Below are 24,376 nucleotides of genomic sequence, written 5' to 3'. Positions count from 1 at the left end.
TAGCTTAAAGAGAGCATTTACTTATGGCGCAGGACGAAGTCGCTTTAGAACAATTAAAAACTTTTTCGGGTTTAATTCACCGTCACCCCTTATTCATCAATGATGAATTGGATGTCGCCGGATATCATTTAAGCTTTTATGATCTTGAAGGACAAAAGTTAAAGGACGATAGTCCCGTTCCTGACTTTGTCCAGTCACTGCCCAACATTGTGTTAGATATTAACCATAGTTCTAGTGCGCTGTTATCAATTCCAGAGTCATGGCACCATGCTCTTCTGGATCTACCTAAAATAAATGCCTCTCTAACTTTAGACATTAATACCCAACAGCCACCACCGGCTCATCATCGTGCCATAAATTATGCAAATCGATTGCATAACTCCATGAATGGGCATCAGTACAAGACATTATTGATTGACCTCGCACAAGAAAATTTACAACAACTGACTAATCAAGAAATTCAAGCATGGCGTGCACACTATGACGTTTTGTGTGCTATCAATGTTAACAACATCGAACAGTATCACTATTGCAAAGCGCATCACCTAGATTTGCTGGAAGGTGATTTTTATACCAAGCCTGATCAAAGTACAGGTCATCAATTAACCCCGTCAACGCAAACATTAATGTCATTATTGGTGCGTCTTCAAGACACTGATGTAGAAGCCGAAGATTTAACTGAGATTATTAATCAAGACATCACGCTCAGTTATAAACTTTTGCGTTTAATCAACTCCGCCTTTTTTGGTTTGCCTAAAAAAGTGGAAAGTACCAAACAAGCGATAGTCATGCTTGGGCTCAATAAAATTAAAACATGGGCAAGTTTATTATGTTTATCAGGTATTGATGATAAACCGAATGAATTACGTCATGTCGCCATGTTTCGCGGCAGAATGTGTGAGCTACTAGCCAAATACTATAAAGGACATTCAGATATGTTTTTCACCGTCGGTCTTCTGTCGGTTCTGGATGCCATGTTGGATAAACCACTTGTCGATATTGTTGACCCCTTACCATTGACCGCTGAACTTAAAACAGCCTTGATAGATAAACAAGGACCTGCAGGAAGAGCTTTAGCAGATACTTTGAGTTATGAACAAGCGGATTGGGAAACCATATCCACTTCACCTGTTCCAAGAGAAATATTAGTCAAAACTTATTTAGAATCTATTCAGTGGGCAAAACAACTCACTATTCAACTACAAGATTAAGTTATGTCTATCACTTGGTTGGCTGCCGACTCACAAAGTCATTTCCCGCCTGTGGAAAAAGCGACAGATCATGGTTTATTAGCTGCTGGCGGTGATCTGTCTCCAGCAAGATTACTGGATGCCTATCAACGTGGCATTTTCCCCTGGTTTAATAAAAATGACCCGATTTTATGGTGGTGTCCTGATCCACGTATGGTTCTTTTCACAGATGATGTTCATATCAGTAAAAGCCTTAATAAGATATTACGGAAAGGACAGTTTACCGTCACAATGGATCGCGCATTCGAACAGGTCATGAAAGCGTGTTCGGCACCGAGACAGAATCAACCTACTGATCCAGATAACCGGACGTGGATACACAATAATATGATCGAGGCTTATACTGATTTACACCATCAGGGATATGCACATAGTATTGAATGCTGGAAAGATAATGAACTGGTTGGTGGTCTTTATGGTGTTTCTGTAGGCAAAGCATTTTTTGGTGAATCCATGTTTAGTTTTGTACCAGACAGTTCTAAAGTTGCGCTCATCGCCTTATGCCAACAATTACAACGCTGGGACATGCCGATGATAGACTGTCAGATATACTCCGATCACCTATCGCGTATGGGGGGAGAAGAAATCCCCAGAGCAGAATTTATCAAAAGACTGGATAAGTTATGTTCTGTCAAAGTATCGCCCAGTCAATGGCAGTTAGATGCTGATTTACCCTACGCACTATGAGCCTGAATTTTTATCAAGACCAACCTCATGCCTGTTCATACCTTAGTGACAGGCAGGCCAGAAACCTTTATCCCGACCCAAATAAACCGGCGAGTAAGCACCTGTACAGTCATCTGATTCAACATGGATTCAGGAGAAGCGGGGATCACATATATCGGCCATTTTGCGCAGAGTGCTCATCCTGTGTACCAGTGCGAATTGATATTGCCCAGTTTAAACCTAACAGAAGTCAGAAGCGCTGTTTAAAACGTAATCAGGATGTGCAAACTAAAATTCATCCAGCTGAATTTAATCCGGTACATTTTGAATTATATGAGCGTTATCTTGCTGGTCGACATTTGGGGGGAGGCATGGATAACCCCACCCCATCAAGCTATACCAACTTTCTGACTAGCAGTTGGTGCGATAGTGCATTTATTGAATTCTGGCTGGAAAACAAGCTGATTGGGATAGCTGTGACAGATTTTGTCATCAACGGGGCCTCAGCTTTTTATACTTTCTTTGATCCTGACCTCGCTAAACGCAGTTTAGGGACATTTGCCATTCTTAAACAAATTGAATTAGCCAAAAACTATGATCTTTCATGGCTTTATCTGGGTTATTGGATCGCCGAGAGCCCTAAAATGTCATATAAGACTAATTTTTCAGGATTAGAGGGTTATTACACCGATTGGCAGAAGTTAGATAAAAAACTTTGAATAATCAGTCATTTTACGGCAAAATGGTTCTTTTTTATTCAAGAACATTAGAGTTTATGGCAAAAGAAGAACATATTGAGTTTGAAGGCACAGTAATTGATACCATGCCTAACACCACATTCCGTGTTGAACTGGAAAACGGCCATGTGGTTACAGCGCATATTTCAGGCAAAATGCGTAAAAACTATATTCGTATTCTTACAGGTGACAAAGTCACTGTACAGCTGACGCCATACGATTTAACTAAAGGTCGTATTGTCTACCGCGCACGCTAACCCTACCTCACCCGGCCACGTCAGTGGCAAAGCGTCAAAAATAAACTCTTATAACACCATAAATTTCATCTGAATTAATCTAATTCAGATGAAATCTGGCTGTTTATGCTGACCAAATAACTGCTTCAACCCTACTAAGCACATCAGAATAAAGGCAACCAATGTCCAAGCAGGAATGCTGAGATTGAGGAAGGTCCAAAGGACGTCTGCGCATTCACCTGAGCCCTTCAATACCATATCAACGGCTTGACTCAATGGGAAATTTTCTAAGATAAAGTTCAACCCTGGACCACAACTAGGTATCTGATCTTCCGGTAGATTTTGAATCCATACATGTCGAGCGGATATAGCGGCACCCAGTCCCGCTGCCAAGAAAACCAAGAACCCATAAATTCGTCGTCCTGTTGTCACGGGATTGTGAATAGCACCTATCAAAAAGAACACACCAGCAATAAGTACCATCACACGTTGCAGGATACACAAGGGACAAGGCTCCAGATGTTCAATAAACTGAAAGTAACCAGCGATAAGCAACATACTCAAACAGGCAAGAAAGCCAAAGAGAAAGACGCCACGAAATGAGTTCAAAACAGACTCCTTAAGTCGATTAATCTGTGCTAAGTTAACCTAAAAGACGCAAGGATAAAAGGAGTAAGGCAATGAATGAAGATAATTTAGAAAAAAAACTCACCGATGCCTACGATAAAATGATGGAACGTCTGAATAACTTCTTGGATGAAGCTGAGCAACAGGCTATGCCAACCCTGCAGCGAAACCTTGATAAGGCCAAACAGCAAGCGATTGAATTACGTGAACTTACCCAAGAAGAAGCTGAAATAATCGCCACTTATATACAACGCGATTTACATGATGCAGCTGATTATCTTGAATCAACAGGAAAAACATTCTCAACATGGCTGACCTTTGATTTACAGCTTGTTGAAGCACGATTACTGGATTTATTTGCTACTGTGGCAGACAAGACGCGACTGGAATTAGACCAGTTAGCCCAGCAGGCCACTAAGCTTCAGCAGTACCACACAGGGGAAGTAACAGGGATTGGCGCCCTCTACTGTGAATCATGCGGTTGTGAATTACATTTCAAAAAAACAAGTCGCATCCCCCCTTGCCCGAAATGTCATAAAACCACTTTTAACAGAAAAAAGCCGAGTTAAACGCCTTATTCCCAGTACCAACCACCGTGTTGAATTAACGCATTCAACACCTGCTCTGCGCCCTCATATTGCTGGAGTGATTCCCATTGCTGAAGGCTTATGGGTAACACTCCAGTCAGCATATTCATCATCGATTGATAGGATGCTGAAAGAGTCAATTTTTCCCCAGCAATAAACAGAAACAGATGGTTTTCGCTTTCTGTCCAAGCCATTCTAATATAGCGATTGCGCTGTAATATGCCACCAGATTCAAACTGAGTGGATAAAGACATTGGGTCGTTATCTTGGATATATTCATCAGCTAACCACTCCAGTGATGGTTTAGTCTGAGTAACTAAACGACCAACTGCTGACTGTAGAAGTGTATCAGACTGGTTGATAGTATCGATCAAGCTTTGTTTGAAGCGTGCCATCGCTCTTTTATCAATCTTTGTTTCACTTGTATTCACATTCAAATCAGGATCACTGTAGTGCACATCTCCTATGTCTGAATCAGCAAGCTCTTGCAGGTAAGCATCCAGCACCTCTGTTTGCGTCGGCGCTCTGAAGCCAATTGAGAACGTCATGCAGTCATTCTGCGCCACACCGTGATGAGCAAAGTGTGGCGGTAAATACAGCATATCACCGGGCTCCAGATCCCAGCTTTCATCAGCTGTAAATTCCGACAGAATTTTCAGATCTAGCCCTTCAATTAAACGGGTTTCTAAAAGGGGTTCAGCCCCGACTTGCCAGCGTCGAGTCCCCTTTGCTTGCAGTAAAAACACATCGTAACCATCCGTATGGGGCCCGACACTCCCACCAATGGGGGCATAACTAATCATCAGATCATCACGTCGCCAGTCAGGGATAAAATCAAAACAACGTGTAATGTCTATTAATTCAGGTTCATGCTTATCCATATCCTGAACCAATAGCGTCCAATGTGATGCAGGTAATGCCTCAAAATCATCTTCTGAAAAAGGGCCATGACGACACAACCATGGACCAGTGCTGGCGTGTTCTTCAATAAGCCGTGACTCCACATCCTCCAGACAAGCAAAGCCTGCAAGCTCTTCAGGGGTAATAGGTGATTCAAAATCAGGAAAGGCTTGCCGAATCAGTAGTGGTTTTTTTTGCCAGTACTCATCTAAAAACGTTTGTTGAGATAATCCGGTATTAAAAAACTCACTCATAATTGTCCTGCATGAAATAACACTCTGGCAAAGTCACCGTTGCCATCACTATACACTTCTACTCGACTCAGACAGGCAAAAGGCACATCAATATGGAAAAGGGCTTGTAACGGCATCGATAAAATATGCGCCAATAATAATCTGATGACACCAGCATGTGTGACTAGAAGAATATGTCGCTGCCCATATTGTTTCAACATCGCTTGCCAGGCTGAAATACAGCGTTGTTGGAAGGCAATTAACGTTTCAGCTTGAGGCGGTGTATTGAGGACAGGGTCATCATAAAAAGCAAAGAAATGATGAGGATCGTTTTCCTCTATGGCTTCTGCTGTTTTTCCTTCCCACTGGCCAAAAGACATTTCAATAAATCTTGGCTCATATGCCAGACTTAGACCAGTATCCCGACTTAAATCTGCCGCAAAACTGGCACAGCGAGACAGTGGTGAGGTAATAATCTGCTGCCAGGGTAACTCATCCGTCAGCACTGATTGCATCTGTTCACGTCCAATTTCAGTCAGCAAATAATCTTGCTGCCCTCGATAAACTCCCTCACCTTCCGTCTCACCATGCCGCAGTAAATCAATAGTCGTGACAGACATGTCAGTCGATAGACTCCACAGTAAAGACGACGTTGTTTAAAGCAATAATCCTCACTTTTTTACCGGCTGGATTATCATTTCCCTGGATTTTCCATGTCGAATCATCCAGCTTGATTTTGCCAACACCATCAACAATCGGTGTCTGTAAGGTGATAACTCGACCTATGTATTGCTCGCCTCTTTTATTTAAATTGGGTTGATCACTCAGCAAAGGGTGTTCACGATAATATTGTCGCCAGACCACAATACTGATGATGGATAACAAAGCAAAAATTAATAACTGATACTGCCAGGATAGCGCCGAAAAAAAGAATAAAAACAGTCCTGTAACGAAGGCCGCTATCCCCATCCATAGAGCAAAAAAAGTCGGCAACAGTATTTCAATGATAATCAGACCGACACCTAATACCCACCAATGCCAAAAATCAATGACAAAAGGCATGATTAAGCTCCTTTTTTATTGAACGCTTCTTTGGCAAGTTCTGCGATACCAGCAACTGAACCTATAACATTGCTGGCCTCAAGTGGCATCATGATGACTTTATGATTATCGGCTGACGCCATATCTTTCAGTGCTTCAACATATTTCTGTGCGACGAAGTAGTTCACAGCCTGTACGTCACCTTTCGCGATGGCTTCTGACACCATCATGGTCGCTTTGGCTTCTGCTTCAGCTAAACGTTCACGCGCCTCAGCATCACGCATGGCGGCTTCAAGACGACCTTCCGCTTCTAATACAGCAGCCTGCTTTTCACCTTCTGCTCGTAAAATTTCAGATTGACGATGGCCTTCCGCTTCCAGGATAGATGCCCGTTTTGTTCTATCCGCTTTTAACTGGCGACTCATCGCTTCTACTAAACCTTGATCCGGTTCCAGATCTTTAATTTCGATCCGGGTAACTTTCACGCCCCATGGTGTGGTTGCATCATCAACTACGTTCAGCAAGCGCGCATTAATATCATCACGTTTTGATAACAGCTCATCCAGATCCATAGACCCCATAACGGTACGGATATTGGTCATGGTGAGATTCAATATCGCATTATCCAGACCACTCACTTCATAAGCTGCTTTAGCTGCTTCAATGACCTGAAAGAACACCACGCCATCCACCCTGACAGTGGCGTTATCTTTAGTGATGATTTCCTGAGAAGGCACATCAAGAACCTGTTCCATCATATTTATTTTTGAGCCGATACGGTCAATAACAGGTACGATCAAATGTAATCCGGGTGATAAGGTTCGTGTATAACGCCCAAAACGTTCAACGGTATACTCACGTCCTTGCTGAACAGCTTTGACGCCCATCATGATGACAACCACCATAAGTACGACAATAATCAGTACAAAACTTGAAAACCCATCCATTATTTCACCCTCTTGTTTATCGACATTGATCAAACATACTGTTTAAATGATAGCAGTATTGCCACGACAGATTGTTTATCACTTGAATAATAGGTTTTATTCAGTGGACAATACATAGAAATACTTCCCGAATAGAGTCATTATGAAAATACAACGCCTGTTTATATCACTGTTTGCCTTATTCCTTCTTACAGGCCTAAGCACTAATGCAGCAGCTCAACAATGGTATAAAGCAGAACTCGTTGTTTTCGAAAGATATAGTGGTGCCAATGCCGAACACTGGCCAGAAATGCGCAGCATCAACAGTGGCAGCTTAATCCCAGGTTCAAATAACAACCGAATAAAACCGGCCGGCACAGGCTTATTATCTGGCGTCGCATCCCGTCTGAACAATGCGTCTAATTATCGCGTGCTCTATCATCAGGCTTGGCAGCAGCCGATTTTGAGCAAAGGCAGCGCAAGAAGTGTTCAAATTAACTCGAGTAATGGTCTGGTAGAAGGCCAAATCAAACTTTACCGGGTTAACTATCTTCATGCTGATATTGATATCTGGTTTAAAGAAAACGGTAACGTACCGGTAAGTAACTCAGGCTCGAATAGTGAGTCAGTTACCTATCCCAATAACCCTCGCCTTAGCCAAATTCGACGCATCCGTAGTAAAAGTCTCATTTACTTTGATCACCCACGTGTCGCAGCCATTTTAGAAATTGTCCCTGTAGCGACGCCTGCTTCAGCGGTTTCTAAAACGCCGGAAACCTATTCGCTACCAGAAAATTAATTGCTATATTCGCTCGATAACATGAGCGATAATCGATTTTACATCATCAATACCATTAGCCAGAGTTTGCTGAATTTCAGTCATCGTCAGCACGTTCTCAGTTTTACCAGCCGCCCAGTTTGCAACAATAGTGAGAGTTGCATAGCGTAGCTCGGCTTCTCTGGCCAGACAGGTTTCTGGCATCCCCGTCATCCCGACCAGGTCACAACCATCTCTTTCCAAACGACGAATTTCTGCCGCCGTTTCTAATCTTGGGCCCTGAACGGCGGCATAAGTCGCACCATCATGTACTGACAGACTGGCATCAGTCGCAGCGCTTAATAAGGTCTGGCGTAGTTCAGCATCATAGGGCCAGGTAAAATCAATATGATTATCAGCACGGAAGCGTTCACTAAAAAAGCTTTGTTCACGACTGTGGGTGTAATCAATAATCTGATCCGGCACCGATAGCACGCCTGGCGCATACTTATCAGTAATCCCCCCTACGGCAGCGACAGCCAAAATATCGGTGACACCGATGACTTTCAATGCATGAATATTAGCTCGATAATTAATGCGATGCGGTGGAATACTATGCCTATCGCCATGTCGCGGTAAAAAAGCGACTTTTTTACCATTTAAGGTGCCCATTTTTATTGCTGCTGAGGGTTCTCCATAGGGCGTTTCAACTTGTTTTTGTTCCGTTATTTCCAGCCCTGGGTATTGCGCCAGACCGCTTCCACCAATAATGCCTAATAAACGCATTTACGACTCCTTCAGAGCATATACAGCAGGTAGGTTACGCCAGAAACCACCCATATCCATACCAAAGCCAAAAACATAACGATTGGGTACGGTTAAGCCCATGTATTCGGGAACAGTGCCGACTTTATTAGTATGATCTTTATCAAACAGGCAGACACATTTAACGGAGGCTGCCCCCTCACTGAGGCAATATTCTCTTAATGCCGTCAGCGTGACGCCCTCATCAAAAATATCTTCAATCAACAACACATGGCGCCCCTGCAAAGCTGTGACCGGCTTCGCCTGCCAGCTAATCTCTCCGCCCACTGTTTTATCACCATATCGTGTGGCGTGAATATAATCCTGCTCTAATTTGAAGTTCAGCCGAGGTAATAAATGACCCGCTGTGATAACCGATCCATTCATCACACACAGCATCAGCGGCAGCTTACTGGCATAATCCCGATGTAATTGCTCTGCCAGATTATCCAGTGCGGTATTAATTTGATTCATATCAAAAAGCTTATCCGATTTGGATAGCAGTTCCTCATACTCTGTCATTGCTTACTCTCTATTGTGGTTCAGGCCGTATAATGACCCATTTGCGCTCAGGATTATTTATGCGCCGTTTATGGCCCTTACTCGTATTCATACTGATTTTTGGTATTGTCTGGCTATTGGCAGATAATGCAAAGAAGCCTGTAGCGACAACAAATAACTATGAGCGGATCATCACCTTATCGCCAAGCTTGACGGAAACCGTGTTTGCATTAGGATTAGGAAATCGCGTTGTCGCGGTCACTGATTATTGCGACTATCCTCCACAAGCTCAAGCATTACCCAGTGTCGGAAGTTATACCAATACCAGTATCGAAGCCATTACCCGTCAGCAACCCGACCTTGTCATTATGTTAAACGGTCAACAACAAACACAACAACATTTAGCAGACTTAGGTATACAAACCTTAGTACTGGATAACACGTCAATTGCTGATATTAAAGAGACCATTTCAACCATCGCTGATCTCACTGGCAAACAAAGTGAAGCCATTCAATTGCTCAATAACATCCAGGATCAAATTGATTCTGTACGCCATAAAGTCCATAACGTTGACCCTGTCAGAACTTTGGTGGGGATTGCTCACTATGTGAATAGCGATCAAATCGACATAGTTTATATTGCAGGACAACATGACTTTTATAATGAATTGCTGGAGCTTGCCGGCGGCGTCAATGTCTACACGGACACTGCCGTTAAAGTCCCTTCAGTATCAGCAGAAGGCATTATTCGCATGAACCCAGATGCCATTATTGACGTTTTTCCAGAACAAAAAGATCATCAATCTGACATGAAACAGGTCATCAAGCAGTGGCAAACCCTGCACAGTGTCAACGCAGTCAAACAGCAGCGGATTTATATCATCGAACATGATTATGCGAGTATCCCTGGCCCGCGTATCTTTAAGCTCTTACCTGAGATGGCGCGGTTGCTTCATCCTGACCTCGACTGGCAGCATAATGATTGAAGTCAATAAGCTCTCTGTACAGATTCAGGAGAAACCCCTGCTCAGCGGGATTGATTTTCATGTCCATATGGGAAGTTACTGGGTGGTCGTGGGCCCAAATGGATCTGGTAAAAGTACCTTACTGAAAACACTCATGGGTATTCTGCCCATTCACTCAGGCAACGTTTGCTTAAACCAGCGTGACATCAACGAATATGCACAGCGGCAGCGGGCACAATTGATAAGCTATGTACCGCAAAATAGTGGTCGCGCTTTACCTTTCAGCGTTGAAGAATTTTTGAAAATGTCACGCTATAGCTATCACTCTCCGTTATCAGAATGGACCAGCCAGGATCAACAGGCGATCGAAGAAGCACTGACGATTACCGAAACCCAATCATTTCGCACACGTTTCATGAAAACACTCAGCGGTGGCGAATGCCAGCGAGTGATGATAGCTGCCGCTTTAAGTCAACAAACACCCTTAATCTTGCTGGATGAACCCACCAGCTATCTCGATCCTCACCATCAGGTAGAAATCCATCAGCTGATTAATCAACTCAACAAAAATCATCAAATGACCGTGATTGAAGTCAGCCATGATATCAACCACGCAGCTCACCCTGATAAACAGGTATTGGCTCTGCGTGAAGGTCAGGTGTTGTGGCAAGGTAACGGTCCGGACTTACTTGATAAGCAACGACTCAAACAACTCTACCAACAGGACTTCACCTTTGTTGTGCATCCGACAAATCAGCGCTTAGTGGCTTTGGCAGACACTCCATGACGTCATCACATAAACTGATATTGATGTCGTTGTTCAGCCTTGTCATCGCACTATCAGCTCCTTGGGTAGGACTCAGCGATATTGCTGATGACATCCTTAAACAACAGATTCTATTGGATATCAGAGTGCCACGAGTACTCTTCGCCTTTGTCGCTGGTGCTGGCTTATCGCTCTGTGGCATGGTATTTCAGGCTATGTTTCATAATCCACTGGCTACGCCTTTCACATTAGGTGTCGCCAGTGGTGCTTCTTTCGGAGCCGCATGCACCGTTTTTTTAGGCATTAACGTTAGCTTATTCGGTTTTGACATCATTACGATAGGGGCTTTTATCGGTGCCTTAGTGGCGATTACTTTTGTCTTTTTCATCAGCCAGCTACAACGCGGATTTTCCAGTGAAACCTTGCTGCTTACGGGGGTAGCCACCAGCTTCTTTTTCTCCAGCCTGATTTTATTTATTCAGTATCTGAGTGATATGACAGATTCTTTTATGATCATGCGCTGGCTCATGGGAGGATTAACTTCAGCCAGCTATCACTCACTCTTGCAGCTTATTCCCGTTGTCACCGTCAGTACGGCTATCATTTTATGGCTGAGTCGTGAACTAAACCTGTTAATGGCAGGGGATGATATTGCTCTTAGTCGTGGGGTATCGGTTAGGCAGGTACGTTATCTGTTATTTTTCTCGACCTCTTTATGTGTGGGTGGCATCGTTGCCTTATCTGGCCCCATTGGCTTTATCGGCATGATGGTGCCACATATCTGCAGACTGATAATCGGTACCGATCATCGCTGGCTTACACCGGCAACCATCATGTTCGGTGGTGGCTTTTTAATTCTGTGCGATGGAATTGCCAGACTGCTGATTGCCCCTGCAGAAATTCCTGTGGGTATTATCACGACGTTACTTGGCGGCCCTTTTTTTCTGTGGTTGTTAATTAAACGTCGACAAGGTTAATTCAGGATCTGCTACTCTCTGCCAATATTTCAGAGGATAACGCTGATGCAGACATCAAGACGACAGTTTCTACAATGGGGGCTGACTTCAACAGTGCTATTGACTACGCCTTTGGCACTGGCAGAAAAGCTGAAACAGCCCCCCAGACATATTGCTTTTGACAATCTGCATACCGGTGAAAAGCTGAAAGTGGCCTATTGGGAAGCTGGTTTTTATAAAACGGATGCATTGAAACAGATCAATCATATACTGCGCGATCATCGAACAGATGAACAAATGCCCATCGACCGACACCTGATTGATCTTCTTAATCTGTTACATACCGAGCTTGGCAGTAAAAGTCCTTTTCAAATCATATCCGGCTATCGTTCCAGTCAGACTAATTCCATGCTTAGAAAAACGTCTGATGGTGTGGCCAAAAAGAGTCTGCATATGGTGGGGAAAGCCATTGATGTGCGATTAGCTGATGTCGAATTGTCACGTCTTCGTGAAGCAGCACTGACATTAAACGCCGGTGGTGTGGGGTATTATCCTAAGTCGAATTTTGTCCATTTAGACACTGGTCGACCACGACAGTGGCAAGGTTAATCTAACTCGTTCAGTAATCGCTCTGCCAGTTCTCTGACACGTTGCATTTGCTTCTGGTAATTACGTGAGAAACGGTCATGCTCTTTTTTCATTTCTTCGTGTCTTAGCTGCATTTTTCGATGCATTTTTTGATGTTTTTCTAATTCGATATGGCTGGGACAGGTACTTAAACAATGTTCATCAAGGCCACATTCGTAACGAACAATTTCCGCATTATGCTCATCAATGCGTTTTTTGTGTTTCTCGATGCTCGATGAGTGTTCTGGTAAGGATTTTTCCAACAGATAGATGAGCGCCACCATACGCTGTGTTGAGTGCTGCCAGTGTTCAATTTCTTCCTGCCAGCGCTGATCATCTTCCTGCCACTTTTGGTTATAGTGTTTAAGCTGTTCTCTCTGTTCCATTGCGTTCATACCAACACCCTTGCATCATGCAGCTGCTTATTGAAATTATCTGACAAAAATATTAACGCTGAAATTCATCAGCCAGCACGGTAAATTTGCCTTATTTTTTATGAATCATTCATAGCAGGACAGCGACGTTAAATAAACGTAAAATAACGAGATTTATTTCAGTTTCAGGAAACACCATGTCCCATATTGTCGTTTGTGCGTTATATAAATTTGTCACGCTAGACAATTACACCGAGTTAAAAGCGCCGTTACTTGATTTCATGCTCGAACACGAGGTTCGCGGTACATTATTGCTGGCACAAGAAGGCATTAATGGCACGGTTGCAGGCTCCAGAGAAGCCATCGATGCTTTGCTTAATTATTTGCAACAGGATCCAAGGTTGGATCCGATAAGTTATAAAGAATCCTTCACTGATACCGCGCCGTTTATGCGCACCCGGGTCAAACTCAAAAAAGAAATCGTCACCATGGGCGTAGAAGGCATTGATCCAAAACAAGTCGTCGGTACCTATGTCAAACCCAAACAGTGGAACGAACTGATCTCCGCCTCCGATGTATTGTTAATCGATACCCGCAATGATTATGAAGTCCAGGTTGGCACCTTCAAAAATGCAGTGAATCCACAAACCGATAGTTTCAGAGAGTTTCCTGACTACGTGAAATCCCACTTGGATCCTGAAAAACACAAACGGGTTGCGATGTTCTGCACAGGCGGTATTCGTTGTGAGAAATCCACTGCCTTCCTCAAAGAACAAGGATTTGACGAGGTGTACCATCTGGAAGGTGGCATTCTGAAATACTTGGAAGAAGTCCCTGCTGAAGAATCCATGTGGCAAGGTGAATGTTTTGTATTTGATGACCGAGTCACAGTCAATCACAATCTGGAAAAAGGCGACTATGATCAATGTCACGCCTGCCGACTACCCATAACAGAAGAAGAAAAACAAAGCCCGCTATATCAAAAAGGCGTCAGCTGTCCGCATTGTTATGACAAAACCACACCTGAGCAAAAAGCGCGCTACGCTGAGCGTGAAAAGCAAATTCAATTAGCTAGACAGCGTGGTGAAGCGCATATCGGTGTCGAAACTCAGGAAGCTGTTGAAAAACATCGTGCCGAGAAAAAACGCCGCCGCGAATTAGACCGTCAGGCAGCTAAGACCAAGGCTTGATATGCGTCTAGTCCATCTTCTTTGCCTTAGTTTTTGTTTATGCGTTACCCCGGTCTGGGCAAACGAGCATGATGTTGCCGTCGCCAGCGCTCATCCCTTAGCCACGCAAGCCGGTATCGAGATACTGGAACAAGGAGGCAATGCGTTTGATGCAGCGGTGGCAGTCACCGCGGCCTTAGCTGTCGTCGAGCCTGCGGGATCAGGTCTGGGCGGTGGCGGTTTCTGGTTACTACATCAGGCAGAAACCAACAAAGATATTATGGTGGATGGACGTGAAATGGCGCCCGGTAAAGCCAGTGCTGATATGTATCTCAATCAGCAAGGTGAGTTCGAACAATCCCACTCCCTCAATGGTCCACTTGCTGCTGGCATTCCCGGTGTGCCCGCTGGTATCGTCTATCTCAGTGAGCACTACGGTAAATTGCCTCTTAAACAAAGTCTGGCACCCGCTATTCGTTATGCACTAGAAGGTTTTGCAGTGGGTCAGCACTACACCGATATGGCGCGTTTTCGACTGTCGGTATTAAACCAATACGCCGCCAGCCGTCGGCAGTTTCTTGATAATGGACAAGTTCCCAGTGTAGACACCGTCATTAAACAGCCTGACTTAGCACATACGCTGAATAGCATTGCCCAACAAGGTAAAGCAGGTTTTTATCAGGGCAATATTGCCCAGCGTTTAGTTGAAGCTGTTCAGCAACAGGGTGGCATCTGGACTTTAGATGATTTACAACGGTATGAAGTCAAACTCAGACAACCGATAAAAGGGCTTTATCGAGGCTACACCATCACCTCTGCCGCCCTTCCCTCATCAGGCGGTATTGTGATGGTCAATGCATTAAATCAGCTTTCCGCTTTTGACTTGGCTGACGCTAATACCACACAGAAACGGCATCTGGTCATCGAAGCTATGCGCCGGGCTTATCGTGATCGCAGTCGTTTTCTGGGTGATGCTGATTTTGTAGCTATTCCTGACTACTTAACTTCGGTCGACTATGGCAAACAACTTAGCGACACGATTGATCCGGTTCATGCGACGCCGAGTCCCGCCCTGACAGACCAATCCATTGAAGGCGAAGATACCACGCACTTTTCCATACTCGACAGTCAGGGCAATCGGGTGGCTGCTACGTTAAGTGTTAACTATCCATTCGGTTCTGGGTTTGTTGCAGAAGGAACTGGCGTATTACTTAACGACGAAATGGATGACTTTTCTGCCTCATCTGGTGCCGCCAATGTTTATGGTCTTGTTGGTGAAAAAGCTAATGCTATTGCCCCCTACAAGCGACCACTGTCGAGCATGACACCGACCTTTGTCGAAAGTAATGATCGTTTACTTATTACCGGCACACCCGGTGGCAGCCGCATTATCAGTATGGTGTTACTTAGCGTGCTTGATTTTATCGAAGGCAAAAGTGCAGAAGTTATCGTGGCTGCACCTCGCTACCATCATCAATATCTACCTGATGAAGTGCAGGTAGAAAACGTGGGTTTTAACGAACAGGAACTGGATGCACTAAAGCAAAGAGGTCATCACATCACCCCACTATCACGTCAATACGGTGATATGCACATCATCATCCAAGATAAAATCAACAGCACACTCAATGCCGCCAGCGATCCGCGTGGTGAAGGTCAGGCGACGATCACCACACTGGAAAAATAATCACAGCCGCATTTTTTGCGGCATGATGCCTCTTCTTGCTTGCGCTAGGGCGCTGGTTTCTAAAATAATCAAACCCACCACAGTGAGTGAAATCGGGATCAGACAAAACCAGCCAATAACAGCAAGCTGAATCATTCGCATATTGGGATCTTCCTGTCCTTGTAACACCCCCCAAGCGATAAGAAAGAGTATAAGTGAGACGACATAAGACACAATAAGAAAACGACTACGACGCCAGGCACATTGCCAATGTGCTAATACCAGCTCCGTTTTATTTGCCGGCCTGTGTGCTTGAATCCAGATCGACAAAATCATCATCAGCGAGCAGGCAATTGGCACACTAAAAATTAGCCATAGATTTTCCGTTGCAAAAAGTATGGCTGGCAAAAGAAAATGAAAAATAGCGATATTGAACATCATCCGTTCATGCGGCTGACTGGCGAGATGTGCTGTGTTATCCGTTTCAGACATAAAGACTCCCCTATTGATTATTACGCACCTTTGCGTGCATCAGATAAAGCGGTCATTTCCAACATAAATATTAGCAAAACCATCAGTAAAATCGGTACGGCCGCAATTCGGCTGAAGACCACGAGCATAATAGTCGCCATATTATGATCAGGCTGCATAGCTGAAATAGACCATGCCACCAGCATAATCACAACAGACACGCCATAGCTGATTAGCAACCACTTGGCATGACGCCATGCTAAATTCCAATGTTGCTGAATGACTACACTAGCATACTGACCAAACTTGGCTTTCCAGGCAATCCAGCCTATGCTGACCAGAGCACCCACAAGCGCAAAACTCAGAATCCAGGCAATGTGTCCGGAACTGAATGCAGCCACAGGAAGCAATAAATGAAACATGGCGAGATTAATCATCATACGTTCGTGCGGCAGGCTGGCTTCTTTTATATCATTGTTCATCATTTAATCCATTAACATTTGCTAATATAGCTTTATGATGAACCTGATAGACAGTCATTGCCACCTTGATTTTGATGCTTTTGATGAAGACAGAGAAAACATTCTTTCTGAGTGTGCTTCTTCCGGCATTCAACAGATCATCGTACCCGGCGTTACTGTATCCCAGTGGCCAAAACTCATTAAAACGTGTGACCATTATCCAGCGCTTAGGTTGGCTTTGGGCTTACACCCGATGTTTATGGCGGAACATAAGCCTGATCATATTGATCAGTTGCGCACAGCATTAACAAAGAACAAAGCGATCGCTGTTGGTGAAATTGGTCTCGACTTTTTCGTCGCTGATGCTGACAAAGAAGCACAGACCGAGCTGTTTAAAAAACAGCTAAAGCTCGCCGCTGATTTCAACCTACCCGTTATTCTGCATGTTCGCAAAGCGCATGATGACGTGTTAAAACTGCTAAGAGAAATCAAGGTGTCCGGCGGCATTGTGCATGCGTTTAATGGCAGTCTGCAGCAGGCGGAACATTATCAAAAACTGGGATTTTTATTTGGTGTAGGCGGCGCCCTAACCTACCCTAGAGCAAACAAATTGAAAACGTTATTTAGCCAATTACCAGAAGAGTATATTGTGCTGGAAACGGATGCGCCCGATATGCCTCTCGCGGGTTATCAAGGTGAGCGAAATACGCCTGAACGCATTCCTATCATTCTCAGCACACTGGCTGAGCTACGTTCGGTTTCAGAAGCATCGCTGGCAGCAGCCACCACGGCCAACTGCCAGAGAGTGTTTCATCTGGTTTAATCGTGATGACCGATTTCACCTTCCGTGAATAAATAGTCTTTCAACTCATCATTAAATTTAGGATCACGACGACGAATCCATTCCAGTGTCATAGCAGCATGCTCTTTTTCTTCGTCACGATTATGTTCCAGAATTTTTTTCAACTCAGGATCATGACAGGCGTCTACACGCTGGTTATACCAATCAACGGCTTCTAGCTCTTCCATTAATGAAACTATCGCGCGATGCATATCGCGAGTTTCAGTTGATAATTCTTCGATGGGTTCGTGATAGCCTTCACTTGCCATATAAATCTCCTCTCTCTTAAAAGTGGTTGTATACGATGTTCTTGTGAACGATGCTAAAACTAGCATGTAGGGCGATAAGTTGGCACTATCAGAGGTTAAAAAACACCATAAATAATTCTCAGGACCATCATGGCAAATAAAGATATTTCGCTGATTCTAGACACTGTTAACGACATTATTATTGGAAAACAACAACCTATAAAACTGGCCCTGGCCTGTCTGTTAGCCAGAGGTCATTTGCTGATTGAAGATCTGCCGGGTGTAGGCAAAACCACGTTAGCTCATACGCTTGCGGCTACCATGGGGCTGAGTTTTCAACGCATTCAATTCACCAGTGATATGTTGCCCGCCGATATTATTGGTATCAGCATTTATGATAGGGAGTCCTCTAAGTTTCATTTCCACCACGGCCCTATTTTTACTCAGTTTATTCTGGCTGATGAAGTCAATCGCGCCTCGCCCCGAACCCAAAGTGCGCTGCTTGAAGCCATGGAAGAGCATCAAGTTACCGTAGATAACGACACCTTAAATCTACCTGAACCATTTTTTGTGATTGCCACGCAAAACCCCAGTCATCAGATTGGCACTTTCCCTTTACCGGAATCGCAGCTAGATCGCTTCCTGATGCGCATAGAACTGGGCTACCCCGATGCCAACGCGGAGCGACAATTACTCAAGGGAATAGATAGGCGTCAACTTTTAAAGCAACTTCAGGCAGTCATCACAGCCAACGTACTACTAACACTACAACAGCAAGCCAGCGAACTTATCGTGTCGGATGCGCTGATTGATTACCTGCAAAAAATTCTGCAACACACACGTGAATCCGGCCATTATCATCACGGTCTGTCTCCCAGAGCGGGTTTAGGTTTACTTAACGCGGCAAAAGCCTGGGCATTTATTGAAGGCCGCGATCATGTCTTACCGGAAGATATACAAGCCGTTTTGCCTAGTGTGGTGAATCATCGTCTGCAATTGGTGGATGAGACGCAACAGCCAGACTGGATTGATAGTTTAATTCAACAAGTTCCTATCCCCTGATAATGGTCAACAGCTTCACTCAATTTTGGCAGAAATGGCAGCAGCGACAGCGTATCTTTATTATGCCGTCAGCCTATGGTTATGCTTATGTCGTGCTGCTGATAGTCATGTTGCTGGGCGCGATTAATTATAATAATAGTCTCGGACATTTACTGTGCTTTTTGCTGGTTGGTCTTGGTCAGGTAGCAATGCATCATAGTCATCGAAATATCAAACATCTGAGTTTGACGGTGACAGCTTTAGATCCTGTCTTCTACGACCAATCTGCCCAGTTTCGATTAACGACAAACAACACGAAACCACAGGCTAGTTTTCAGCTGGAGGTCCGACACAAAATCAGTACAAAGAAATCACGTTGGCCCTTTATCAAACGTTATCAATCTTTGCAGTTATTGGATAAGGTGGATGGCCATAGCAACCACTCCTCGACACTGACTATCCCAACATTAAAACGTGGATGGCAACCATTAAATACCCTTAGCGTGACTAGCAGCTATCCTCTCGGTTTATTTCAGTGTTGGACATTATTCGACACCTCAGCTCAGGTCTTGGTCTATCCTCAGGCGAAAGGTCAAAAGCCATTACCCATAAACGCTGAGACCGGACAGGAAGCACGCAAGCATGAGCAGCAAGGAGAAGATGATTTTGCAGGCTTACGATCCTATCGCAAAGGTGAAGCGTTGCACCACGTCGCCTGGAAAGCGATGGCTCGTGATGATCAGATGCGTAGCAAACAGTTCTCATCTCCACAGGGCCGAGAGCTACTGTTTCGCTGGGACGATGTGGCTGATATCAACGACACTGAGCAAAAACTGTCTCAGCTCTGTCAATGGATTTGCCAGGCAGAGCAACAAGGTGATCGCTATGGCCTGATTTTACCTCACACTGAAGTCACTGCTTCTCATGGTCCGTCTCATCAACATCATTGTTTAAAATTGTTGGCGTTGTTTGATGAAAATCGTTGATTTATCACCACCGCAAGCCACTATCAATGCTTTAATTCTGGCGCTGAGTATCGCGGCTATTCCACACATTATCTACCAGCCTGTATGGGTAGGCATGATGTTTGTGATCATTATTAGCTGGCGCTTATTGCATCACTGGAAAGACTGGCCTTTGCCTGCAGCAAGCCGCTGGTTGAAAGTATTACATAATGGCACTGCACTGTTGACTATCATCATGCTTTTTGCCCAGTTTGGTCTCACCATTGGCCGTGATGCCGGTGCCGCTTTACTCACTATGATGCTGGCCTTCAAAGTGGTGGAAATCCGCTCTCTGCGTGACTATTACCTCAGCTGTTTTCTGGGTTTCTTTGTCGTCATTACCAACTTCTTTTACAGCCAAAGTGTGTTTATGGTGGTGCTAATGCTGATTGTGGTTATCGGCCTTGGATATTGCTTACTCAGTGTGAACAGTCAGGTCAGTGCACTCAATATCAAACAACGCTTATGGTTATCCAGCAAAATGGTGTTACAAGCCACACCGATGATGCTGTTTCTGTTTGTGTTATTCCCACGCATCTCAGGCCCTATCTGGGGGCTGCCACAAGATGCCAATGCCAATCAGTCTGCTCAAATGACAGAGCAACTCACCTTGGGAGAACTGCCTCCATCACAGGGAACTACCGGCATTAATGACCAAATTCAGATGGGTAAAATCAGTCAGCTTATTCAATCTGATGCCATCGCTTTTCGGGTTAAATTTACTGATAATGATAAACCTGCCCCGTCAGAACTTTACTGGCGTGGCCCGGTTTTATGGAAAACCAATGGCACAGTCTGGTCGCCCATTGCAGAAAAAAAAATAGACTCATCCAAGCCCAATATTCAGGTGTCAGGAGATGCTTACAACTACCAAATGACATTGGAGCCACATAACAAAAAATGGTTATTTGCGCTCGACTTCCCAACACAATTGCCAACATCACTCTCGACATATATCAATACCGATGGCCAATTAAATAGTAATGAGGCGATTAAACAACGCACACAATATTCCCTGATATCCAGCCCGTCTTACACTTTTAATGCTTCATCTGATCCAAACCTTCATGCCGCATTACAACTGCCTGAAAACAAGCACACTAAAACACGTGCTTTGGCTCACGAATGGCAGCAGCAATCAGCTACACCTCAGCAGTATATTGATACCGTCTTAGCCTTTTTTACAAACGATGGTTTTGTCTATTCACTCAGCCCACCCGCACTTCGCGGCGACACGGTGGATCAGTTTTTATTCACTACCAAAGAAGGTTTCTGCGAACACTATGCCGCCAGTTTTACTGTGCTAATGCGAGCAGCAGGCATTCCGGCACGTATTGTCACGGGTTATCAGGGCGGAGATATTAACCCGGTTGATAATATTCTCACTGTCAGACAACGTGATGCCCATGCCTGGAGCGAAGTCTGGCTACCCGGGCAAGGATGGGTAAGAATTGATCCGACGGCCGCTGTGTCACACCAACGTATTGAACAAGGCATCGGACAGCTATTACCGCCTGGCAGACAATCACCTGCGATGTTGGGCAATCACGGTCAACTCGTCGCGGCATGGAACAGTCTCAAAAATAACTGGAACGCATTTAACACCGCTTGGGATATGTGGGTGGTGTCTTTCGGGCCTGAGCGCCAGCTTGAGTTACTATCCAAATTGGGCATGAACAATCCCAACTGGAAAAAAATGATAGTTGTTTTAACGATCTTATTCATTTTAACCGGACTCATTATGACGCTCAGTCTCTGGTTTAAACGTTCACCTAATGATCCAGCTGTTGCCTTGTATCAGCAATTTTGTAAGAAATTAGCTAGAACGGGCATAACAAAAGCCGACTACGAAGGCCCTCAAGATTTTGCCCAACGCGCTCAAGTCGCCTTACCCAAGTATCAGCAGCAAATTCAGAGCATTACCACCCAATTTACAACTTGGCGCTATCGCCAACAGGACGATCAAACGCTGGCCTCATTACGTGAAGAAGTGAGGGCATTTAAACCCAAGCGTTAACTGTCTTTGCCAAGCTGCATGAATTTACGGAAAATAGGCAACCTTAATTTGTTGGTTTCAAGGAACACGCATGGCACATTCCAATCCCCTGTTCGAACGCACGCATATTCTGATTGGCGATGAAGGTATCGAAAAGCTGAAAAACAGCCATATTTTTCTTGCCGGTATTGGTGGTGTCGGTTCCTATACAGCCGAAGCCTTAGCTAGAATGGGTGTAGGTAAAATGACACTGGTTGACCATGACGTAGTGTCCGGCTCGAACATGAACCGCCAGCTTGTTGCGCTACGTTCGACTGTGGATGTATTAAAAGCTGACGTCATCGCTGATCGTATTAAAGATATTAACCCGGACTGTCAGGTCACCTTAATCACCGACTTTTTAACACCAGAGTCGATCCCCACCGTATTATCACAAGGCTACGATGTAGTGATAGATGCAATTGATAGCTTAAGCAGTAAAGCTGCTTTATTAGAGACCGCATGGCGTAATGAGATGACGGTTTTTGCCAGTATGGGTGCCGGTGGCAAGCTCGATCCCACCCAAGTTAAAACCGGTGATTTAATGGATACCTCCATCTGTAAACTCGCCAAACACCTGCGTGGTCAATTACGCAAACGCGGTGTAGGCCGAGGTATTCAAACTGTCTATTCATTGGAAGCACCACTACCTCCGTTACCACCAGAACCTGTCAGCCGTGGTCGGGCACGTGCCGTGAATGGCACGGTCAGTTATATGCCATCCATTTTCGGTTTGACCTTAGCAGGCCTTGTTATCAATCACATCATTGGTGACTCACGACGTGTCTGATCCAACGGATGTCATTAACTGCAATGACTTTATGTTGCAGCAACTACACACCCTATTCAGCAAATACGGATTGGAAATAGAAAAAGTCTCAGCAGATGAAGCTATACCCGGCAGCTTTTTTGGTGAACGCGAAGCCGGTTTAATTGGGAATAAACTTATCGTCCGATCAGATACACCCGTTCATTCTGTTTTACATGAAGCGGGTCACTATATCTGTATGGACCCAAAGCGTCGTGCCAACTTACATACTGATGCTGAAGGTGATTACGATGAAGAAAACGGCGTCTGTTATCTTCAAATTCTATTAGCGGGTCATATCCAACAAATGGGCCAAGCACGTATGCTCAGAGATATGGATCGTTGGGGTTACACCTTTCGTCTAGGCAGTGCCAAGGCCTGGTTTGAACAAGATGCCGACGACGCTCGTCAATGGTTACAACGCTTTAGTATTATCGATTCAGCACAACAGCCCACATGGCAGGTTCGTAGCACATAATTATTCATTTGAATTATATGTAATTATCTTATCCTTAGATTTATAGTTATGATGCAAGTTGTTTGATTTACTTAGTGATTATGTGAAATATTTCGTTTGCTATATTCTGTGATGAGAAGTAATTAGTTTAATTTGACTAAGAGCATAAAAAATGTACAAATCAAATTTGCCTCTCTATTGATTTCCTACGATGATTTATCGACCGACACAAAGTGTTTTTGAGTATTTTATTAACAAAGATATTTTGGAACCTGATGGTGTAATTTTTGGTGAAGATTTGGATGCCGCAGCAAGAAAAGAAACTAATGAACCCTATCCGTTTACTGATGATGCAAATCGAGCAGGTTGTTATCTAATATTTGACCAGATAGAACCTCCCAATGGAAAGTCAATTAATCCAATATACGCAGGTCGCTCAAACAACCTTAGCAAACGATTACGAACTCACTGGTGTGAAGATAGAGATAACATTATAAGCCTTTATCAGACCGAGCTCGAAAAGAATACATTCGCAAAAGAATATTTGAATGAGTATTTATACGATGTATCAGAAATAGAGCGAAGCGCTCCAACTTGTTTCGCAGTATGGTTTTTAGGCTTTGAGCGCGAACGTATGTTATTTGAACATGAGTTGATTTATAAATGTAAACCACTCATGAACAAAGCCTAAATAGTAATATATTTTGATGTGGCAGAAACTTCAATTTTCTCAAACTATGCTACTAAAAATGATTTCATCCTTAACCATCTTTAAATACACTAATGCTTAAATCAATATCAATAGTATGTTGTGCAGTATTCTGTACATATAAAACCTAGTACTTATACTTGCTGAGTAAACTGTACACATTAAGTGTGAGATGAAAGTTGTTTCTTTTACCGAAGCACGTAATAGTTTGGAGACTGTTTTAGATCAAGTTATCAATGACGCCGATACTACGGTTATTACACGTCTAGACTCTCAGGATGCCGTGGTGATGTCATTAGATTATTACAACAGACTAATGGAAACCGTCCACTTACTCCGTTCGCCGACAAACGTTGAGCACCTGAATAAATCGATTACTCAGTATAGACAGGGAAAAAGTACAAAACGGAACTTACTAGACAAGTAAGCACTTATAACGAAAAGAAAATCATCAATCGTTGGGTTTCGCTAACGCTCTACCCAACCTACACAATAAAAAAACTCTCTTCCGTA

General features: G+C 44.1%; 31 protein-coding genes. 20 read left to right on the top strand and 11 right to left on the bottom strand.

Going from position 1 to position 24,376, the window contains the following annotated elements; all coding sequences use genetic code 11:
* Positions 1-23: 23 nt before the first annotated feature.
* Genes B3014_RS08490 through infA form a run of 4 tightly spaced genes read left to right on the top strand, consistent with a single transcriptional unit; the run spans position 24 to position 2,910 of the window.
* On the top strand, positions 24-1,211 hold the full coding sequence (locus B3014_RS08490) for an EAL and HDOD domain-containing protein (RefSeq protein ID WP_289243910.1): 1,188 nt from the start codon (positions 24-26) through the stop codon (positions 1,209-1,211).
* Positions 1,212-1,214: 3 nt separating this feature from the next.
* Positions 1,215-1,937 carry a leucyl/phenylalanyl-tRNA--protein transferase gene (aat, locus tag B3014_RS08485; RefSeq protein ID WP_289243911.1) on the top strand — a complete coding sequence of 241 codons (723 nt, stop codon included), beginning with the start codon at positions 1,215-1,217 and terminating at the stop codon, positions 1,935-1,937.
* Positions 1,934-2,635 (top strand): arginyltransferase, encoded by a 702-nt coding sequence (locus B3014_RS08480; RefSeq protein WP_289243912.1) that lies wholly within the window; start codon positions 1,934-1,936, stop codon positions 2,633-2,635. The genes aat and B3014_RS08480 overlap by 4 nt, the downstream gene beginning before the upstream one ends.
* 56 nt (positions 2,636-2,691) lie before the next feature.
* Positions 2,692-2,910: a translation initiation factor IF-1 gene (gene infA, locus B3014_RS08475; RefSeq protein WP_007145816.1), complete on the top strand. Its 219-nt coding sequence runs from the start codon at positions 2,692-2,694 to the stop codon at positions 2,908-2,910.
* An 84-nt stretch (positions 2,911-2,994) separates the two neighbouring features.
* Here the strand turns inward: infA and B3014_RS08470 are convergent, their stop codons facing one another.
* Entirely contained in the window at positions 2,995-3,498 is a 504-nt protein-coding gene (locus B3014_RS08470) for a disulfide bond formation protein B (RefSeq protein ID WP_289243913.1), read from the bottom strand.
* A 71-nt stretch (positions 3,499-3,569) separates the two neighbouring features.
* On the opposite strand from B3014_RS08470, the gene B3014_RS08465 reads away from it, so the two are divergent.
* Positions 3,570-4,085 carry a zinc ribbon-containing protein gene (locus B3014_RS08465; protein WP_289243914.1) on the top strand — a complete coding sequence of 172 codons (516 nt, stop codon included), beginning with the start codon at positions 3,570-3,572 and terminating at the stop codon, positions 4,083-4,085.
* A gap of 5 nt (positions 4,086-4,090) precedes the next feature.
* Here the strand turns inward: B3014_RS08465 and B3014_RS08460 are convergent, their stop codons facing one another.
* From B3014_RS08460 to B3014_RS08445, 4 genes are read right to left on the bottom strand one after another with little or no spacing between them, the layout of a single operon-like run.
* Positions 4,091-5,257, bottom strand: coding sequence for a cupin domain-containing protein (locus tag B3014_RS08460; protein ID WP_289243915.1), 1,167 nt, complete (start codon positions 5,255-5,257; stop codon positions 4,091-4,093).
* On the bottom strand, positions 5,254-5,856 hold the full coding sequence (locus tag B3014_RS08455) for a histidine phosphatase family protein (protein WP_289243916.1): 603 nt from the start codon (positions 5,854-5,856) through the stop codon (positions 5,254-5,256). The genes B3014_RS08460 and B3014_RS08455 overlap by 4 nt, the downstream gene beginning before the upstream one ends.
* Before the next feature lies 1 nt (position 5,857).
* Positions 5,858-6,298: an NfeD family protein gene (locus B3014_RS08450; RefSeq protein WP_289243917.1), complete on the bottom strand. Its 441-nt coding sequence runs from the start codon at positions 6,296-6,298 to the stop codon at positions 5,858-5,860.
* Positions 6,299-6,300: 2 nt separating this feature from the next.
* Positions 6,301-7,224 carry an SPFH domain-containing protein gene (locus B3014_RS08445; RefSeq protein ID WP_286305301.1) on the bottom strand — a complete coding sequence of 308 codons (924 nt, stop codon included), beginning with the start codon at positions 7,222-7,224 and terminating at the stop codon, positions 6,301-6,303.
* 142 nt (positions 7,225-7,366) lie between these two features.
* Between B3014_RS08445 and B3014_RS08440 the strand changes: the two genes are divergently transcribed.
* Positions 7,367-8,002: a CsiV family protein gene (locus B3014_RS08440; RefSeq protein ID WP_289243918.1), complete on the top strand. Its 636-nt coding sequence runs from the start codon at positions 7,367-7,369 to the stop codon at positions 8,000-8,002.
* 3 nt (positions 8,003-8,005) lie between these two features.
* Here the strand turns inward: B3014_RS08440 and B3014_RS08435 are convergent, their stop codons facing one another.
* Both B3014_RS08435 and B3014_RS08430 read right to left on the bottom strand, forming a co-directional pair.
* Positions 8,006-8,746 (bottom strand): S-methyl-5'-thioinosine phosphorylase, encoded by a 741-nt coding sequence (locus B3014_RS08435; protein WP_289243919.1) that lies wholly within the window; start codon positions 8,744-8,746, stop codon positions 8,006-8,008.
* Positions 8,747-9,286 carry a hypoxanthine-guanine phosphoribosyltransferase gene (locus tag B3014_RS08430; RefSeq protein WP_286305303.1) on the bottom strand — a complete coding sequence of 180 codons (540 nt, stop codon included), beginning with the start codon at positions 9,284-9,286 and terminating at the stop codon, positions 8,747-8,749.
* A gap of 59 nt (positions 9,287-9,345) precedes the next feature.
* Here B3014_RS08430 and B3014_RS08425 point away from each other — a divergent pair, with 59 nt between their 5' ends.
* From B3014_RS08425 to B3014_RS08410, 4 genes are read left to right on the top strand one after another with little or no spacing between them, the layout of a single operon-like run.
* On the top strand, positions 9,346-10,251 hold the full coding sequence (locus B3014_RS08425) for an ABC transporter substrate-binding protein (RefSeq protein WP_289243920.1): 906 nt from the start codon (positions 9,346-9,348) through the stop codon (positions 10,249-10,251).
* A complete protein-coding gene (locus tag B3014_RS08420) occupies positions 10,244-11,017 on the top strand; it encodes an ABC transporter ATP-binding protein (RefSeq protein ID WP_289243921.1) in 774 nt (257 codons plus the stop codon). Before B3014_RS08425 ends, B3014_RS08420 begins: the two co-directional genes overlap by 8 nt.
* Positions 11,014-11,973, top strand: coding sequence for a FecCD family ABC transporter permease (locus B3014_RS08415; protein ID WP_289243922.1), 960 nt, complete (start codon positions 11,014-11,016; stop codon positions 11,971-11,973). The genes B3014_RS08420 and B3014_RS08415 overlap by 4 nt, the downstream gene beginning before the upstream one ends.
* A 45-nt stretch (positions 11,974-12,018) precedes the next feature.
* Entirely contained in the window at positions 12,019-12,561 is a 543-nt protein-coding gene (locus B3014_RS08410) for a YcbK family protein (RefSeq protein WP_289243923.1), read from the top strand.
* On the opposite strand, the gene B3014_RS08405 is transcribed toward B3014_RS08410, so the two are convergent.
* Positions 12,558-12,974: a hypothetical protein gene (locus B3014_RS08405; protein WP_289243924.1), complete on the bottom strand. Its 417-nt coding sequence runs from the start codon at positions 12,972-12,974 to the stop codon at positions 12,558-12,560. The two genes, B3014_RS08410 and B3014_RS08405, sit on opposite strands and share 4 nt — an antisense overlap.
* Before the next feature lie 176 nt (positions 12,975-13,150).
* Between B3014_RS08405 and B3014_RS08400 the strand changes: the two genes are divergently transcribed.
* Positions 13,151-14,143, top strand: a complete 993-nt coding sequence (locus B3014_RS08400; protein ID WP_289243925.1) for a rhodanese-related sulfurtransferase — start codon at positions 13,151-13,153, stop codon at positions 14,141-14,143.
* A 1-nt stretch (position 14,144) separates the two neighbouring features.
* The gene (gene ggt / locus B3014_RS08395) at positions 14,145-15,809 is read left to right on the top strand and encodes a gamma-glutamyltransferase (RefSeq protein WP_289243926.1); all 1,665 of its coding nucleotides are present in this window, start codon (positions 14,145-14,147) and stop codon (positions 15,807-15,809) included.
* On the opposite strand, the gene B3014_RS08390 is transcribed toward ggt, so the two are convergent.
* Both B3014_RS08390 and B3014_RS08385 read right to left on the bottom strand, forming a co-directional pair.
* Positions 15,810-16,280 (bottom strand): hypothetical protein, encoded by a 471-nt coding sequence (locus B3014_RS08390; RefSeq protein WP_289243927.1) that lies wholly within the window; start codon positions 16,278-16,280, stop codon positions 15,810-15,812. It lies immediately after the preceding gene.
* A 20-nt stretch (positions 16,281-16,300) separates the two neighbouring features.
* Positions 16,301-16,744, bottom strand: coding sequence for a hypothetical protein (locus B3014_RS08385; RefSeq protein WP_289243928.1), 444 nt, complete (start codon positions 16,742-16,744; stop codon positions 16,301-16,303).
* Positions 16,745-16,775: 31 nt separating this feature from the next.
* Here B3014_RS08385 and B3014_RS08380 point away from each other — a divergent pair, with 31 nt between their 5' ends.
* Positions 16,776-17,543 carry a TatD family hydrolase gene (locus tag B3014_RS08380; protein ID WP_289243929.1) on the top strand — a complete coding sequence of 256 codons (768 nt, stop codon included), beginning with the start codon at positions 16,776-16,778 and terminating at the stop codon, positions 17,541-17,543.
* Here the strand turns inward: B3014_RS08380 and B3014_RS08375 are convergent.
* On the bottom strand, positions 17,540-17,830 hold the full coding sequence (locus B3014_RS08375; protein WP_289243930.1) for a ferritin-like domain-containing protein: 291 nt from the start codon (positions 17,828-17,830) through the stop codon (positions 17,540-17,542). The genes B3014_RS08380 and B3014_RS08375 overlap by 4 nt on opposite strands.
* A gap of 129 nt (positions 17,831-17,959) precedes the next feature.
* On the opposite strand from B3014_RS08375, the gene B3014_RS08370 reads away from it, so the two are divergent.
* The 7 genes from B3014_RS08370 to B3014_RS08340 all read left to right on the top strand — a co-directional run bounded on the left by B3014_RS08370 (position 17,960) and on the right by B3014_RS08340 (position 24,290).
* Positions 17,960-18,871, top strand: coding sequence for an AAA family ATPase (locus B3014_RS08370; RefSeq protein ID WP_286305313.1), 912 nt, complete (start codon positions 17,960-17,962; stop codon positions 18,869-18,871).
* Positions 18,872-18,933: 62 nt separating this feature from the next.
* A complete protein-coding gene (locus B3014_RS08365; protein WP_289286943.1) occupies positions 18,934-19,836 on the top strand; it encodes a DUF58 domain-containing protein in 903 nt (300 codons plus the stop codon).
* Complete coding sequence (locus tag B3014_RS08360; protein WP_289243932.1) at positions 19,823-21,871, top strand: transglutaminase TgpA family protein; 2,049 nt, start codon at positions 19,823-19,825, stop codon at positions 21,869-21,871. The genes B3014_RS08365 and B3014_RS08360 overlap by 14 nt, the downstream gene beginning before the upstream one ends.
* Before the next feature lie 70 nt (positions 21,872-21,941).
* Complete coding sequence (locus B3014_RS08355; RefSeq protein ID WP_289243933.1) at positions 21,942-22,679, top strand: tRNA threonylcarbamoyladenosine dehydratase; 738 nt, start codon at positions 21,942-21,944, stop codon at positions 22,677-22,679.
* Positions 22,672-23,175: a hypothetical protein gene (locus tag B3014_RS08350; RefSeq protein ID WP_289243934.1), complete on the top strand. Its 504-nt coding sequence runs from the start codon at positions 22,672-22,674 to the stop codon at positions 23,173-23,175. Before B3014_RS08355 ends, B3014_RS08350 begins: the two co-directional genes overlap by 8 nt.
* Positions 23,176-23,365: 190 nt before the next feature.
* Positions 23,366-23,845, top strand: coding sequence for a GIY-YIG nuclease family protein (locus B3014_RS08345; RefSeq protein WP_289243935.1), 480 nt, complete (start codon positions 23,366-23,368; stop codon positions 23,843-23,845).
* A gap of 190 nt (positions 23,846-24,035) precedes the next feature.
* Positions 24,036-24,290: a type II toxin-antitoxin system Phd/YefM family antitoxin gene (locus B3014_RS08340; RefSeq protein ID WP_289243936.1), complete on the top strand. Its 255-nt coding sequence runs from the start codon at positions 24,036-24,038 to the stop codon at positions 24,288-24,290.
* The last annotated feature ends 86 nt before the right edge of the window (positions 24,291-24,376 follow it).

The organism is Methylophaga sp. UBA678 (assembly GCF_002299105.1).
Taxonomy (GTDB): domain Bacteria; phylum Pseudomonadota; class Gammaproteobacteria; order Nitrosococcales; family Methylophagaceae; genus Methylophaga; species Methylophaga marina.
This window is presented reverse-complemented; position numbering and strand designations above follow the sequence as displayed.